The 14,965-nt window shown below is 34.9% G+C and carries 11 protein-coding genes and 2 pseudogenes; 10 read left to right on the top strand and 3 right to left on the bottom strand.

The annotated features are described in order from the left end of the window. Nucleotides 1-28 precede the first annotated feature (28 nt). Nucleotides 29-1,010 (bottom strand): annotated as a pseudogene (locus tag AC0NJG_RS14205) (serine hydrolase domain-containing protein). Between the two features lie 387 nt (nt 1,011-1,397). Here AC0NJG_RS14205 and AC0NJG_RS14200 point away from each other — a divergent pair. The 5 genes from AC0NJG_RS14200 to AC0NJG_RS14180 all read left to right on the top strand — a co-directional run bounded on the left by AC0NJG_RS14200 (nt 1,398) and on the right by AC0NJG_RS14180 (nt 6,128). Then, nucleotides 1,398-2,042, top strand: a complete 645-nt coding sequence (locus tag AC0NJG_RS14200; protein WP_474063159.1) for a LytTR family DNA-binding domain-containing protein — start codon at nt 1,398-1,400, stop codon at nt 2,040-2,042. 127 nt (nt 2,043-2,169) lie between these two features. Then, on the top strand, nt 2,170-3,684 hold the full coding sequence (locus AC0NJG_RS14195; RefSeq protein WP_088327251.1) for an acetyl-CoA hydrolase/transferase family protein: 1,515 nt from the start codon (nt 2,170-2,172) through the stop codon (nt 3,682-3,684). 234 nt (nt 3,685-3,918) lie between these two features. Then, nucleotides 3,919-4,362, top strand: coding sequence for a GNAT family N-acetyltransferase (locus AC0NJG_RS14190; protein ID WP_087994313.1), 444 nt, complete (start codon nt 3,919-3,921; stop codon nt 4,360-4,362). A 27-nt stretch (nt 4,363-4,389) separates the two neighbouring features. After that, complete coding sequence (locus tag AC0NJG_RS14185; RefSeq protein WP_087952954.1) at nt 4,390-4,749, top strand: YunG family protein; 360 nt, start codon at nt 4,390-4,392, stop codon at nt 4,747-4,749. Between the two features lie 53 nt (nt 4,750-4,802). After that, the gene (locus AC0NJG_RS14180; protein WP_113741978.1) at nt 4,803-6,128 is read left to right on the top strand and encodes a bifunctional S-methyl-5'-thioadenosine deaminase/S-adenosylhomocysteine deaminase; all 1,326 of its coding nucleotides are present in this window, start codon (nt 4,803-4,805) and stop codon (nt 6,126-6,128) included. A gap of 152 nt (nt 6,129-6,280) precedes the next feature. On the opposite strand, the gene AC0NJG_RS14175 is transcribed toward AC0NJG_RS14180, so the two are convergent. Continuing rightward, nucleotides 6,281-7,663: an alpha/beta hydrolase family protein gene (locus AC0NJG_RS14175; protein WP_474063158.1), complete on the bottom strand. Its 1,383-nt coding sequence runs from the start codon at nt 7,661-7,663 to the stop codon at nt 6,281-6,283. A 587-nt stretch (nt 7,664-8,250) separates the two neighbouring features. On the opposite strand from AC0NJG_RS14175, the gene AC0NJG_RS14170 reads away from it, so the two are divergent. From AC0NJG_RS14170 to AC0NJG_RS14150, 5 genes and pseudogenes are all read left to right on the top strand, one after another. Beyond that, nucleotides 8,251-9,879, top strand: coding sequence for a peptide ABC transporter substrate-binding protein (locus AC0NJG_RS14170; RefSeq protein WP_088327259.1), 1,629 nt, complete (start codon nt 8,251-8,253; stop codon nt 9,877-9,879). 344 nt (nt 9,880-10,223) lie between these two features. Then, nucleotides 10,224-11,024 (top strand): hypothetical protein, encoded by an 801-nt coding sequence (locus tag AC0NJG_RS14165; RefSeq protein WP_002164570.1) that lies wholly within the window; start codon nt 10,224-10,226, stop codon nt 11,022-11,024. 123 nt (nt 11,025-11,147) lie between these two features. After that, nucleotides 11,148-11,528, top strand: a complete 381-nt coding sequence (locus AC0NJG_RS14160; RefSeq protein WP_000838922.1) for a BA_1872 family lipoprotein — start codon at nt 11,148-11,150, stop codon at nt 11,526-11,528. Between the two features lie 328 nt (nt 11,529-11,856). After that, the gene (locus tag AC0NJG_RS14155) at nt 11,857-13,902 is read left to right on the top strand and encodes a class I SAM-dependent methyltransferase (protein ID WP_087994308.1); all 2,046 of its coding nucleotides are present in this window, start codon (nt 11,857-11,859) and stop codon (nt 13,900-13,902) included. Nucleotides 13,903-14,019: 117 nt separating this feature from the next. Further along, nucleotides 14,020-14,277, top strand: a pseudogene (locus tag AC0NJG_RS14150) (SPASM domain-containing protein); the annotation flags it as partial. A 117-nt stretch (nt 14,278-14,394) separates the two neighbouring features. Here AC0NJG_RS14150 and AC0NJG_RS14145 read toward each other — a convergent pair. Then, on the bottom strand, nt 14,395-14,925 hold the full coding sequence (locus AC0NJG_RS14145; protein WP_474063157.1) for a GNAT family N-acetyltransferase: 531 nt from the start codon (nt 14,923-14,925) through the stop codon (nt 14,395-14,397). Nucleotides 14,926-14,965: the final 40 nt, after the last annotated feature.

Here is a 14,965-nt window from a genome sequence, read left to right as displayed (position 1 = left end):
CTGAACGGTTTTTCAAATCATAATAGATTTAAAAATTATTTTCTATATAAGAAGCGATTTCATTAGCAAGAGTCGATGTTAATAGTGTTGATACATTGCTTAAAATGATGATTGTAGCCTCTTTGTCAATTAATCGTAAATAGGAGGACGTAAAGCCGTTAATTCCTCCGTGATGAAATATAAGTTTATTATTTTTTTTAGTTATAGCAATATTCCAACCGTAACCATATCCGTAAGATTACTGCAGTAAGCATACGAGACGTCATCCTACTTGATAAGAAGCGATTTTCTTTTAGCGCCTTATCAAATCTATATAAATCTTCGGCCGTAGAAACTAATCCACCAGCTGAATATGAATTAGACATATGAATAAATGATGCGTTCTGTAGGCCATAATTTGGATGTAACTCATAGCCAGTTGCTTTATGCTTTTGAATAGTGTGATTCAAATCAATACTTGTGTTCATTATGGAGATTGGATAGAAAATTTTCTTTTTAAGAAATTCCTCATAAGATATTCCACTTATAACTTCAATAATTTTTCCTAATATAATATAACCTGAATTCGAATAATTGAATTTTTCACCAGGTCTAGATTCAAAGGGACATGCAATAACCCATTGTATTAGTTCATCTGGTGTTCGAGGTTGACAAGATTGCGATAAAAAATCATGTTGAGCAGTAATATTACCAACTCCAGCAGTATGATTTAGTAAATGCTTGATCATAATTTGATTTCCTTTTGGAAAATTAGGAATGAATGTATCTAAGGTATCATGTAGTTGTAATTTTTTCTCTTCTACAAGTATTAAGATTGAAACTGCTGTGAAAATTTTAGTTATTGATCCGATACGAAACTTTGTTGTAGAGGTATTAGGTATATCCCAATTATAATTAGCTTTTCCAAATGATTGCTTATAAAGAGTCTCTTCTTTATGGGCTATTAAAATTGTTCCGTTGAATTTCTCTATATTCGTATATAAAAATGAATTAATGTATGAATTTAGCAAATTTCAGGCACTCCTTTAAATGTTGGATTATTCGTTACCTGAAATGTAATCCAACGGCATAGGCAATTCCCCCTTAAATGAAATGTTTTTTAGAATACTTATCTATTTTATAATGCAAGATATATAAGAAGCAAGTAGATTTAAAGTCTATGAAAGTAAGAAAATCGATAGTAATTGAAGCAGGTGAACGAAGTAAAGTTCCACTACATTTAAAAGCAATTTGGAATTATAGTGAAGAATCTATCCCACATCAACTGTGCATAAAAAATTGATTGGCTTAATTGATAATTAGTCGGGATGGAAAAAACACTGATTGAGGTTTCATTTTATAAAGCAACTGATGCTCATTCATAATAGTAGTATAATAGTGAATGAGGTGTTAATAGAATGGAAGATAAAACATTAGGTTTACTATTAGATGTTGTTGGGGAATTATTTTCAGATGAAATTTCAATTGCTGTATCGAATACGAAAGAATATATATACTATCGGCCAAGTAAACGAATTGATTTAAAGATTAGTGTCGGTGATCCTATAAAGGAAGGAACGATTGCTCATAAAGCAATGGTGACGAACCAAAAAACCTCTGAGTTTATGAATCGGGATGTTTTTGGTATTCCTTATCATGGTATGGCTGTCCCATTTTCAAACAATGGGAAGCTTGAAGGTTGCGTGACAGCTATTTATCCAGCTTTAACGGACGGAAAGTCAGTCGTTACTTTAAAAACAACGGACGGATGGATTCCGGTTCCTTTTTCAAAGGTCATGTATTTAGAGGCGAAAGATAAAAAGACGTATGTGAATGCAGAAGAGTTAACAGGGACACATAAATACTCGTTACAAGAATTCGAATACTTACTTCCGAAAGATGCATTTATTAGATGCCACCGTTCCTTTATTGTAAATGTGAATCATATTAAAGCGATTTATCCTGATACGCATTCAACTTTTTTACTTTCTATGGATAATGGTGAAAGGGTACCAGTAAGTCAGTCATACGCTAGTTATTTTCGTAAGCTTCTAGGATTCTAAATTATTCTGCTTTAGAGGTTAGATTCGCTGTTTTGTCTGAATTTTTGCCATTGTATACTGAAATCCCTATTTAGATACTGTTAAAGTGTAAAATAATTATGAATATTCATAGGGAGAGGAATTACATATGGAGAATAATTTGGATAGAATTAGGGATGAACGTCTGAAAGATCGCGTAGTTACACCTGAAGAAGCAGCTTCATGGATTGAAAGTGGAATGACTTTAGGCTTAAGTGGGTTTACACGTGCAGGTGATGTAAAAGCAGTCCCATTTGCGCTTGTAAACCGAGTTAAGAATGATACATCTTTTAAAGTAAATGTTTATACTGGTGCCTCTTTAGGTTCTGATGTAGATAAATTATTTGCGGAAGCAGGAATTTTAGGGAAAAGATTGCCTTTCCAAGCTGATGCGACTATGCGAAAAGGAATTAATAACGGAGATTTTTTATTTGTGGACCAGCACTTATCTCATACAGCAGAGTTACTTCGCGCTGACGTTATGGATGTAGATTTTGCTATTTTGGAAGCGGTTGCGATTACTGAAGATGGCATGATTATTCCGACAACTTCAATAGGAAATTCTTTAGCGTTTTCTTTAAATGCTAAGTCCATTATTATTGAAATGAATATGGCTCAATCCACGCAGTTAGAAGGACTGCATGATTTATATGAACCAGGTAAGCAAGGAGAAAGACTTCCAATTCCGATTGTGAAAACGGATGATCGAATTGGAACGATTGGCATTCCAATCGATGTTGAAAAGGTGAAAGGGATTGTGTTTACGAACCAATTAGACTCACCATCGACAATTGTTCCTCCGGATGAAGAAACTGTTATTATGGCACAGCATTTAATAGAGTTCCTTCGAAAAGAAGTCGAAGTAGGCCGATTAACAAATCGTTTAGCGCCGTTACAATCGGGAATTGGCTCAGTGGCCAATGCAGTTCTTCATGGAATGCTAGATTCCGAGTTTGAAGATTTAGAAGTGTATTCTGAAGTTTTACAGGATGCGGTCTTTGATCTTATGGATGCTGGAAAAGTCAATTTTGCATCCTGCTGCTCGATCACGCTCTCAGAAGAGAAAATGCAAAAAGTATTTTCTAACTTTGAACAATATCGTGACAAATTAATGATGCGCCCGCAAGAAATCTCTAATCATCCTGAAATCATTCGTCGCCTTGGGTTAATTTCGATTAATACTGCTTTAGAATTAGATATATACGGAAATGTAAACTCTACTCACGTTTTAGGTACAAAAATGATGAATGGTATTGGTGGTTCTGGTGACTTTGCAAGAAATGCCCGCCTAGCTATCTTTGTTACGAAATCAATTGCGAAAGGTGGCAATATTTCAAGTATCGTTCCTTTTGTTTCACATGTAGATCATACGGAACACGATGTAGATGTTATTGTTACTGAACAAGGGTATGCTGATTTAAGAGGATTAGCGCCAAGAGAAAGAGTGGAACTCATTATTGAGAATTGCGCACATCCAATGTATCGTGACCAGTTACGAGCTTATTACGAGGAAGCAAAAACAAGAGGTGGACAAACTCCTCATATTTTAGAGAAAGCTTTTTCTTGGCATACGAATTATGCTAAAAATGGAACAATGCTTGAAGCGGTAGTAGAAACTGTATAGGTGTATATCGTTAGAAATAGCAAAACGAAAGATTGAGTTTGAAAAAAATTTTACAAGAAGAAAACGCCAACTTTCAAAGATGGCGTTTTTTTCTTTAAATATATTGTTACAAGCCGTACTGATTAAAGTTTCACTTTATAAAAGTAATCTCTAATTTATGAAAATAAGAGGTTTTTTTAATTACTTTTCGAATCATTTTAATAGTTTACATATCGAAAGTGAGGAGAAAGAATCATGAAGATAAGAGAAGCGTTATTAAGTGAAGCAAATGAATTAAGTGAACTCGCACTACAATCAAAAGCGACGTGGAATTATAGTGAAGAATTCATAATTGCCTGTAAGGAAGATTTAACTATTACAGAAGAGTATATAAATAATAATTTTGTATATGTTTTTGAAAACGATAATACGAAGATTGGATTTTTCTCATTTTTAAGTAATGATAAAGCTCTCGATTTCCTGTACATTCATCCTCGTTACAAAGGGAAAGGCTACGGGAAAATACTTTGGAAGTATGTAATAGAAAAAGCAAATGAACTAGGCTTAAAAAGTTTTACGATTGATAGTGATCCGAATGCAAAAGGATATTACTTGAAAATGGGCGCACAGTTAATCGGAGAGACACCATCAACGGTCTTTAAGGATCGTTTACTGCCTCTTTTGAAATATGATGTGTAAAACTATTAATAGTAGGAGAAGCTGAGAATGGATCATGTAAAGAGAAAGCAAATATATGAAGCACTAATAAGATCGTGGTCGATTGAAACAAGCTCAAAGTGGACAATTGAAAATCCAGCAAAGGGACAGTGTGGTGTTACAGCTCTAGTCGTTCAAGACATATACGGAGGAGAGATTAAAAAGACAAAAGTAAGAGAGGCGTGGCACTTTTATAACTTTATAGATGGACAAAGGTTTGATTTTACAGAGGCTCAATTTAATGAAAAACTGAATTATATGGATATAGAATCAAATCGAGAAGAAGCATTTGCAGATACAAATGAAAAACAATATAGCATGTTGAAGAAAAAGATAACGAAAGAATTGAAATTATCTTTTGACTCTTAATCTTTAATAAGTTACTATAATGGTGGTAACTTATTAAAGGGAACTTCATAGAGTTGAAAGGGGAAATACTTTTGAAAACAACTTATGTAAACGCTACAATCGTAACGATGAATGAACAAAATGAAGTGATAGAAAATGGATATATCATTGTAGAAAATGATCAAATTATAGATGTGAAGAGCGGAGAATTCGCTAATGATTTTGAAGTAGATGAAGTAATTGACATGAAAGGAAAGTGGGTTTTACCAGGGCTTGTCAATACACATACACACGTTGTAATGAGTCTCTTAAGAGGTATTGGTGATGATATGTTATTACAACCATGGCTTGAGACGAGAATTTGGCCACTTGAAAGTCAGTTTACTCCAGAGCTTGCGGTCGCTAGTACGGAATTAGGATTACTTGAAATGGTGAAAAGTGGTACAACATCATTCTCTGATATGTTTAATCCAATTGGAGTAGATCAAGATGCAATTATGGAAACGGTATCAAAGAGTGGAATGCGAGCTGCTGTTTCAAGAACTTTATTTAGCTTCGGAACGAAAGATGATGAAAAGAAAGCCGTTGAAGAAGCTGAAAAATATGTGAAGCGTTACTATAATGAAAGTGGTATGTTAACTACGATGGTTGCACCGCATAGTCCATATACATGCAGTACAGAACTGTTAGAAGAATGCGCACGTATTGCAGTAGAAAATCAAACGATGGTTCATATTCACCTTTCGGAAACAGAGCGTGAAGTACGTGATATTGAAGCACAGTACGGAAAACGTCCAGTAGAATATGCAGCAAGTTGTGGGTTATTTAAACGCCCAACAGTTATTGCACACGGTGTAGTATTAAATGAAAATGAGCGTGCATTTTTAGCAGAACATGATGTTCGAGTAGCACATAACCCGAATAGTAATTTAAAACTAGGTTCTGGTATAGCGAATGTAAAAGCGATGCTAGAAACAGGAGTGAAAGTAGGTATTGCAACAGATAGTGTGGCATCAAACAACAATTTAGATATGTTTGAAGAAATGCGCATCGCAACATTATTACAAAAAGGTATTCATCAAGATGCAACAGCGTTACCGGTTGAAACAGCTCTTACACTTGCAACTAAAGGAGCGGCTGAAGTAATCGGCATGAAACAAACAGGATCACTTGAGGTTGGAAAGTGCGCTGATTTCATTACAATTGATCCGTCTAATAAGCCTCATTTACAACCAGCGGATGAAGTGTTATCACACCTTGTATATGCTGCTAGTGGAAAAGATATAAGCGATGTAATTATTAATGGAAAACGTGTCGTTTGGAATGGCGAATGTAAAACGTTAGATGAAGAGCGTATTATATTTGAAGCAAGTCGTTATAAACGAGGTTTACAAAGATAGGTATTTTTAGGCTGTGGAGAAAGACTTCTCCACAGCCTGTTTTTTGTCTGAACTTTTTTTATTAATAAAACAGAAGAGAATGATTTAGATAAAATCACTAGTTTCAAAAATCCTTCACGTAATAATGATTATATGAAGGATTTAAATGTTTCTTATTTTTTTGTCTCGTTGACCCATTTAATAATGTCCTGGATAACGTACTCAGGAACATTAGCAGGGATTTCATATTCACTAGGAAGGCTTAATGCCCCATCACCCTCCGTGAAGAAATGATTCAATTTTGGGTATTCATTGAACTGAACATTCTTGCGGTTTGAAAGCCCTTCCTGCCATTTTGTATATTCATTTTTTACTGTTACTTGATAATCGCGTGTTCCTTGCAGAATCAGTAAAGGCTCTTTTCGTGATTTTGCTTCTTCAACTGGACGCCACCTAGAAACATCATACATAAAATGGGGTGACCCAAAATTGTAGCCAGCTGGAGGGTGGTCAGGATTGAAAGTAGGATCCTGGATAAAAGCGACTTGTCTTTTTAGTTCATCCATTACTTCCTTTGGCGCCCCGAGGTATTGATTCTGATCAATGGCAATGTCAGTTAATGCCCGTGCAGGTGGTGCGAGTAAGATACCGCCTCTAACAAGTGAGGAAGGTGCTTTGCTTAGTATACGCGGCATTGTGCCAGCTCCTAGACTATGTCCAAGAATGAAAATATTGTTTGGATCAATGCCTTCCTGCTGCGCTGCTGATTTTGCTGCATATATGGCATCATCTGTAGTATCACGGTCTAACGTAACAGGTTCTGCACTCATCTTTAATGCGTGTTCTAAGGTGCGTTTTTCATAGCGCAACACTGCAATTCCGTTGGACGAAAGGCCTACCGCAAGGTCGCGTAAAATTTTTGTTCCCATATATGTGCTATCGCGATCATGGATGCCAGCACCATGAACAAGAACAACTACGGGTAGCTTTTCACCAGGCTTATGTTTCGGAACCGTTAATGTCGCTGGTAACGGATAGGTGGAATTTCCGATGACGATTTCACGTTCTTGATAAGAGTCAGGTTGATCATAGCTAGGATGCGGGATGGTATATGATTCCTTGGGAGGCCTTTCTCCAATTTCATCTACTTTCCTGCCAGGTGTAAATTTAAGGAGTAGCGGTATGGTAGTTCCTTCGATAACTGCTGGCATTTCCACCGTCTGATGGACTAAGTTTCGTTCTTTTATCACGGGGGGCCCCATGCTTTTTATACCGATCCAGCCACTCTGTGTCCACCAGTTTTGTAATGTGTTTGCTGTAAACTTGGATTGAAAAGCAGCAGACGTCAACTGAAGTGCCTCTGCATACTTATCTTGCTGGAGATATTCAAAAAATAATGATGTACGCTCCGTTAAAGAGACTCGTTTTTTTTCTACAGATGGTTCCTCACGTGTATTTGCGTGAATAGCTGTTGTAAGCGGAAAAGATGAAATGCCTAAAGAAAAGAGCAGGGTAAAGGAAAGTATTGATTTTTGTATTTTCTTTTTTTTATTCATGTTTTAACCTCCAATATGTGATGGTGAAAAATAGGTATGATAAATTAAGGTGCTGTTGTAACAATGTCTAAATCATTGATATGTTCATCTAAAACCAACAGTTCTAATTTTGTCGTAATCGCTCTGGTAATTCCTAACCTTTCTTCCTTCACTTTATATTTTGACTATACGAAACAAAGTTCACGTTTTTCTTACTTGATCCTTACAAAATCCTTAAGTGTATAAGATTTGTAAAATATCACTTTCTACTTGATCTGAATTCCAAAAAACAAAGTGGCATTGCTGAATGGAGATAGGAAGATATCCCAACCAAACTGTACCCTATACGTCTATTAAGTTAGTTATGGGGAAATTTACATGAAACAGAAGAAAAGTTAAAATAAAAAGAGAGGTATGCAATAAGAGATTTTTTATAAATACTTGAGCGAACAGCGCAGATTAAATATTCAATCTTTAGCTATCCTTTTTTAAAGAGTAGCTTTTTTCTTGAACGAATAAATATTCAAAAGAATGTCGCATCTTTCTGGTAGTATTTCTGCTATAATATATTACGCTTTATAATATTTTATATTTAAGGAGAACAACTCATGAAGCGAAAAAAGAGCCATTTAATGGTAATGGCACTTGTTACATCTTTATTATTAACAGCTTGTAATAATAAGGAAAATAAAAGTGATAAAGAGGCAAAAAAACAAGTATTAAATGTAACAGTATCAGAAGAAATTCCTTCTCTTGATACAGCGAAAACGATGGATGGTACGTCAGCACACATTATGCAAAACATATTTGAAGGATTGTATGCATTAGATGATCAAGATCAGCCGATTCCAGCAGTAGCAAAATCGTTTAAAAGAAGTGAAGATGGTAAAAAATATACATTCGATTTGCGTAAAGATGCAAAATGGTCAAATGGGGACAATGTGACAGCGCATGATTTTATGTTTGCGTGGAAACGTGCAATTATCCCTGAAACAGCGTCTCAATATGCGTCCATGCTCTTTTACGTGAAAAATGCGAAAGAGATTAATAAGGGAACAATGCCTCTTGATGCACTTGGGGTTAAAGTTATAAATGATTATAAGTTAGAAGTGGAACTAGAGCAGCCAATTCCTTATTTTTTACAGTTGTTAGCACTACCTATATATTTACCACAGCATGAATCATTTTTGAAAGAACAAGGAAAAAATTATGCATTGGAACCTAATAATCTTATATATAACGGTCCATTTGTATTAGAGAAATGGAAGCATGAACAAGAGTTTCAATTAAAGAAAAATGCTACTTATTGGGATGAAAAGAAAGTGAAATTAGACGAAATAAACTTTCAAATTGTAAAGGATACAATGACGGTTGTTAATTTGTACGAAGCTGGTGATTTGGACCGGGTGCCTATTAATTCTCAATTTGTAGACAAGTATAAAGGAAGTAAGGAATTACATATGTCGAGCGAACCTGGAATTGCTATGCTACGTTTTAACGAACAAAATAATGCGTTAGCAAGTAAAAAGGTACGTCAATCTATTTCATTTGCGTTAAATAAAGAGGACTTTGTTGCTCATTTTATTAATAACGGGGCAAAACCTGCCAGTGGATTGGTACCAGTTGGTCATGTAAATGAAGAGACTGGTAAAGATTTTAGAAAAGAAAACGGAGATCTTTCTTCATACGACTTGCAAAATGCGAAAAAGATTTGGGCAGAAGCGAAAAAAGAACTTGGAGTAGAGCAAGTAAACCTCGAGTTTTTAACGTTTGAACAAGATAATGCAAAACGTATGGCAGAATATATAAAAGGTGATTTAGAAAAGAATTTGCAAGGATTAACGATACAAATTAAACAACAGCCATTTAAGCAAAAATTACAGTTAGAACAAACAGGAGCTTACGATATATCTATGGCAAATTGGGGACCTGACTATAAAGATCCAATTAGTTATTTAGAACTATTTACGACGGGTAATCTGAATAACAAAATGAATTATTCTAACCTTCATTATGATGAGTTAATAAAGAAAGCGAAAACTGATTTTGTACTAGAACCAGAGAAACGATGGGGAGCATTGCTAGAAGCTGAGCAGGTATTATTAGAAGATGCTGCGGTCGCACCGCTTTACCAAATTGGCTCAGCTTACGTACAAAAGGATTATGTAAAAGGAATTGAAAAGCATCAATTTGGTGGTATTTATACTTATAAGAATGCTTATATTGCTAATGAATAAATACAAAAAACCTTACTTTTTAAAAGTAAGGTTTTTTTTACAGAGGACCGGGAAATCCTTTGGTGGTGTTCCTAGCATATAAAGAAGAGAAGTGCAAAATTGTAGTTACACATTCATAAGAAGTTGCAACAAATAATATTGAGCAGTTTGTTTAAGTAAAGAGAAGAATAGAAATATAGCATACAAGGAATAAGGGAATGTAGTACAGATCAGCATACAAGCATTTTCTTTCTGTAACTATGTTTGTTTTTAATTATATAAAAAAATATTAGGTTATATATTTTGTCCTTGGTATACTTAAAAGGTAATTTGGGGTATTAAGATGAATTGATAGAGGTGTTTGTGTGGAATTATTTGAGTATTATAAAAAAAGGGGACGGTTTAAGTGTTTAATTGGGACAGGGATTTTTCTCTTTGGATTATATTGTCTGTATAATAGTTGGGGTGATGTTAATTGGGGAGAAATAATATTTATGGTTATAGCTTCGTTTGTTTTTGGGGGGATTGGATTTTGGCAATTAAGAAAAGGGAACTTATTAGAAGAGAATATAGCTAAAAATGATTTGAAGTTTTGGGATATTGATACTTATGTTTTACTAGAATTACCTCAAAATAATAAACATTACGGTTTATATACTCCCGATGGGGCCTATATAGTAGGAACAACTATGGTTTCAACTGATATAATTTCTTCAAAATTACCTTTTTTAAAAAACAAGCAAGTTATTGGATTGGAAGCAAAGGATGGGGAAACTCTTGCATATTTTCATAGTGAAGTTGAAAACTATGATTGGGCTATTTATGACTCAAATTATAATTGTGTAGGTATGTTTAAAGAAAATATGATACAAGGATTTGGAATGGTACGTGGTTCTTTAATGAATGAAAAAGAGATAAGACTTTCTGAAGTAGAAGTTGAATTTGATTTTTTCGAAACTTCTTTTCGTACAATGGATAACCGGATATTAATAAACTGTAAAAGAGGATATATGCCTTTGGAATGGAGCGAAAGATTCGGATTAAATGTACCTATTATTAAATTAGGTAATAATATTTCTAATGCTGAAAAGATATTTGGTTTAGGGGTTCTTTTCTACATTTTAGAAACAATTAAAGTAAGAAAAAGTAGGGTTTTTAATGATTAGAGTTTCAAAAATTATTTAAAAAAGAAATTGAAGAAAAGCAGTGATTCTTTTTAGGTGTTGGTGTTTTTGAAATAGTTAAAGAATAAATCTTAATTCACATATACATAAAAAAGGGGAATTTCTATGAAATCATTACGTTTATTTATGATTCTCACTCTTGTTGTATTGTTAAGCGCGTGCAATACAGCGACACAAGTTACAAAGGTTCAAAAAAATGGCGAAACGACTTTAAAAATTGGTTCTCTGCAAGGGTATTACGATGTACAAACACTTAAAGCTGAAAAAGGAAATGTGGAAATCCCTTATGAAGCAGCTGTTGAAGAAGGTACGATTTTATTACAAGTTACAAAAGATGATAAGGTTATTTATGAAGAAGAAATCACTTCTCAAAAAGAAGGTTTGCTTTCTTTTGAAGCTTCAAAATCCGGATCATATGATTTAATTGTACGCGTGAAGGGTGAAAAAGAGAAAGCAAAAGAAATTCAAATACATACTAAGCTATGAAAAAACGGCAAGTGGAGTGCACCCGCTTGCCGTTTCCGTTTTCAGTTGATTCTGTCACAACATATGTTTATCAATTTAAGAGGTGATCTTCCGAAATTCCTAATGAAGTTAAAATAAGAGATCAACAAAAAATATGTTACAACCTTGGCGTGGTAGTAACGGAATTTATAACTCTCTTTTACACGATAAAAAGACTGGGTTTGATACATTTTTATTCGAAAGAGATGTAGATGGTAAAAAGCAAGTAGTAGTATTTAGGAGAAGGGACATAAGGTGATGCTCTTTTTGGAGAAGGTGTCCTAGATCTTACTACCGATATTGATTATATATGGGGGGAAATAAGTTGAAAAGCATTGAAGTTCTAAATACATATATTGAAGGGAGTTCTGTTGCAATCCCTACGTGGTTAAAGCATCTAATTGAGGCAGAGGAGATACATCAAAACTATGAGAATGTACAAGTACTTGGTGCATTAAAAACAGATGCGGTGTTGTACTATGTACACCGTACGCTGCAAGTGTTGGATGGACTGTCTTTAGATGAAGAAGCATATCGTATTATTGAAAAGGTACTAACGTATAGTGAGCTTGCAAAGGTAGGATCTTTAAAACAGCGGGAGCAATGGAAGAAAAAAGGGATCAATCTATTGGTACATAACGAGGGTTCTGCTGATATCTTTAGTGATATTCAGTTTATTGAACGTGTAGAGACAAACTTAAACTCTACTGAGTATTTGTTTATTCAAGATTTAATTAGAACACATGGATTAATCGGGCAGTATATACGCGGGGAGGCTCGTTTGGATTCTCATGTTGATTTAATTAACACATATAAAGAAGAATACGGAGACGTTAGGTTAAAGGAGATTCTATACTATCTTAACCAATGCATTATTGAGGGCGTATCAAAAGCTTTGTGGAGTGAAGTAAAGAACGATGTGAAGATTACAATTGATGGTCTGTTTGATGGTTATATGGAGCCATTTACTTCTCGTATACATAGACTAACGCCAAAACATAAGGAGTCAGCATTTGAAAAAGATATAATTATGGGGAGCGAGAAGAGTGACGTTCAAACATTCCTATCTAATAAGGATTTGTGGTATGTAGAACCTTCTATGCATGCTCTTAGCTTTGAGGATATTTGGACAGTTTTTGTTATGTTAAAGAATGAGATAGGCACTAGAAAAGTTCAGCATATACATTTCGAGAAATTGATGCAGCAGCTACATTATGATTTCAAAGGCGAAAAAAAGGACAACGTGTACCGTAAGCGAGTTATTGAGAAGTATCTACGGGAGTACCGTGAGAACGAGAAACCGAATACAACGCATGTTTCTTTTCAGGTTAAAGTCGATGAAGATATGAAGACTGCGTATGTGTCGTTTCGGTTTTCTGCTGTAGGTGAGGCGTTAATAACCTTCTGTGTAGAGGCAGAAAAGGTAGATATGATGCATGCTCGGGCAAATGTGCTGCTGTTTGATTTCTTCGGGTTACGAAAGGATGCATATGATAGATTCCATAACGAAGAAGTGTATCTGGAGCATATGAATAGCTCGGCTGATGATAAACGAATTATTCTTGATTATATAAAGGGAGATACGATTGTAGATGTCGGAGCCGGTGGTGGTGTCATGCTAGACATGATTGAAGAAGAGACCGAGGATAAACGAATCTACGGTATCGATATTTCCGAAAACGTGATTGATACGTTGAAAAAGAAGAAGCAGAACGAGGGGCGTTCTTGGAACGTCATTAAAGGGGATGCAATCAATTTAAGCAGCTCATTTGAAAAAGAATCGGTTGATACGATTGTATATTCTTCTATCCTTCATGAGCTGTTCTCTTATATCGAGTATGAAGGTAAGAAATTCAATCATGAAGTAATTAAAAAGGGGCTGCAGAGTGCCTATGAGGTGTTAAAGCCAGGAGGGCGTATTATCATTCGTGATGGCATCATGACCGAAGATAAAACGTTAATGCGTGTGATTCATTTTAAAGATGTAGGCGGAATGAAGTTCTTAGAGCAGTATGCCCATGAATTTAAGGGGCGTATAATCCAGTATGAGGTACTTGCAGACAATACAGTCAAAATGTCTGTTAACGATGCAATGGAGTTCTTATATACGTATACATGGGGCGAGGATTCCTTCGTTCATGAGGTGCAAGAGCAGTTTGGAATATTTACGCCAAACGAATATAAGGACTTCGTAAAGGGTATCTTTGGATATAAAGTAAACATCGTTCAAGCTATGAACTATTTACAGGATGGATATACACAACATCTTAGCGAGAAAATCGAGTTTAAAGATGAGTCTGGGAATGCTGTTGCGCTACCGGATAGTACATTCTTTATGGTTTTAGAAAAGAGGTAATGATGTTGAAAACCTTTAAAAATATAATTTTAAGAAACTTAATTTAATAGTCTTCAGTTAAAGAGCGTATTTTTAGAGTAATGAAAAATTCCTAATTTCTTAACTTTATACCGAGAAACATATCCAAGTGGGGTAGTGACGATTAAAACCGGGAATATTAGAACAACATCGCTAGCTGAAATTTATCAAAACGCCCCTGTGTTTCAAAACCTTCGTAATACAGATAAGGATAAGGGGAAGTGTGGTGTTTGTGAGGGATCTCGTTCTAGAGCATATGCAATGACGGGGGATTATATGGAAAGTGAGCCTTTCTGCGTATACGTACCAAAAGCATTGCGAAAACAGAAAAAGAACATAAAAAAGGGCTATGAGTAAAAGCTTACTCACAGCCCTTTTTTAATGTTTTATAATGTATAGTACTTCGCATCCGTCATTAAAAATTCGCTACCTATAACTGTTGTACTGAAACAAGTTTTTTACACATGTATTCTATTAAACCGATTTTAATAAAGAATAAAAATTCGTATCATAGAGAATGTCATCTTGATACATATAATTTTTTAGAACGCCTTCTTTTTCAAAGCCTAATTTTAATAGCACTTTATTGGAAGCTTCATTTTCAAGAAAGACAATTGCTCCGATCCGTTTTAAATGAAGTGTGTGGAAACCGTATGATATAACTTCAGAAACAGCTTCTGTCGCATATCCCTTACCCCAGTGTTCAGGGAGAAAGGCATAACTTATATTGGCCCGTTTATGCTCAGAAGACCAATCGTGAAAACCAATTGTTCCAATGAGTTCTTTCTTGTTTTTTAATTCGATTCCCCATTTTATACCACTTCTTGCATTGTAACTCAACTTAAAGTTATGAATGATTTGTTTTACTTGATCAATATCCTGTAATGGCTTTTGCCCATAATAGCGTAGTACGTCAGTATTAGAGAAGCATTGTAGTATACTCAGTGCATCTTCTTCGGTAAGTTCTCGTAAAATGAGTCGTTCAGTTTTCAATATAGGAAACATACTTTCACTCCATTTCTTTTGAAACTAGAATGTGTTGTTA

It is taken from the genome of Bacillus sp. SSR7, assembly GCF_055902415.1.
Note: the sequence above shows the minus strand (reverse complement) of the source record. Positions and strands in the feature narration are given on the sequence as shown.

Bases quoted from the DNA above. Each gene is read 5' to 3' on its own strand.
- AC0NJG_RS14200 (WP_474063159.1), top strand. From the start codon at position 1,398: ATGGAAGATAAAACATTAGGTTTACTATTAGATGTTGTTGGGGAATTA.
- AC0NJG_RS14195 (WP_088327251.1), top strand. From the start codon at position 2,170: ATGGAGAATAATTTGGATAGAATTAGGGATGAACGTCTGAAAGATCGC.
- AC0NJG_RS14190 (WP_087994313.1), top strand. From the start codon at position 3,919: ATGAAGATAAGAGAAGCGTTATTAAGTGAAGCAAATGAATTAAGTGAA.
- AC0NJG_RS14185 (WP_087952954.1), top strand. From the start codon at position 4,390: ATGGATCATGTAAAGAGAAAGCAAATATATGAAGCACTAATAAGATCG.
- AC0NJG_RS14175 (WP_474063158.1), bottom strand. From the start codon at position 7,663: ATGAATAAAAAAAAGAAAATACAAAAATCAATACTTTCCTTTACCCTG.
- AC0NJG_RS14170 (WP_088327259.1), top strand. From the start codon at position 8,251: ATGAAGCGAAAAAAGAGCCATTTAATGGTAATGGCACTTGTTACATCT.
- AC0NJG_RS14160 (WP_000838922.1), top strand. From the start codon at position 11,148: ATGAAATCATTACGTTTATTTATGATTCTCACTCTTGTTGTATTGTTA.
- AC0NJG_RS14155 (WP_087994308.1), top strand. From the start codon at position 11,857: ATGGGGGGAAATAAGTTGAAAAGCATTGAAGTTCTAAATACATATATT.
- AC0NJG_RS14145 (WP_474063157.1), bottom strand. From the start codon at position 14,925: ATGTTTCCTATATTGAAAACTGAACGACTCATTTTACGAGAACTTACC.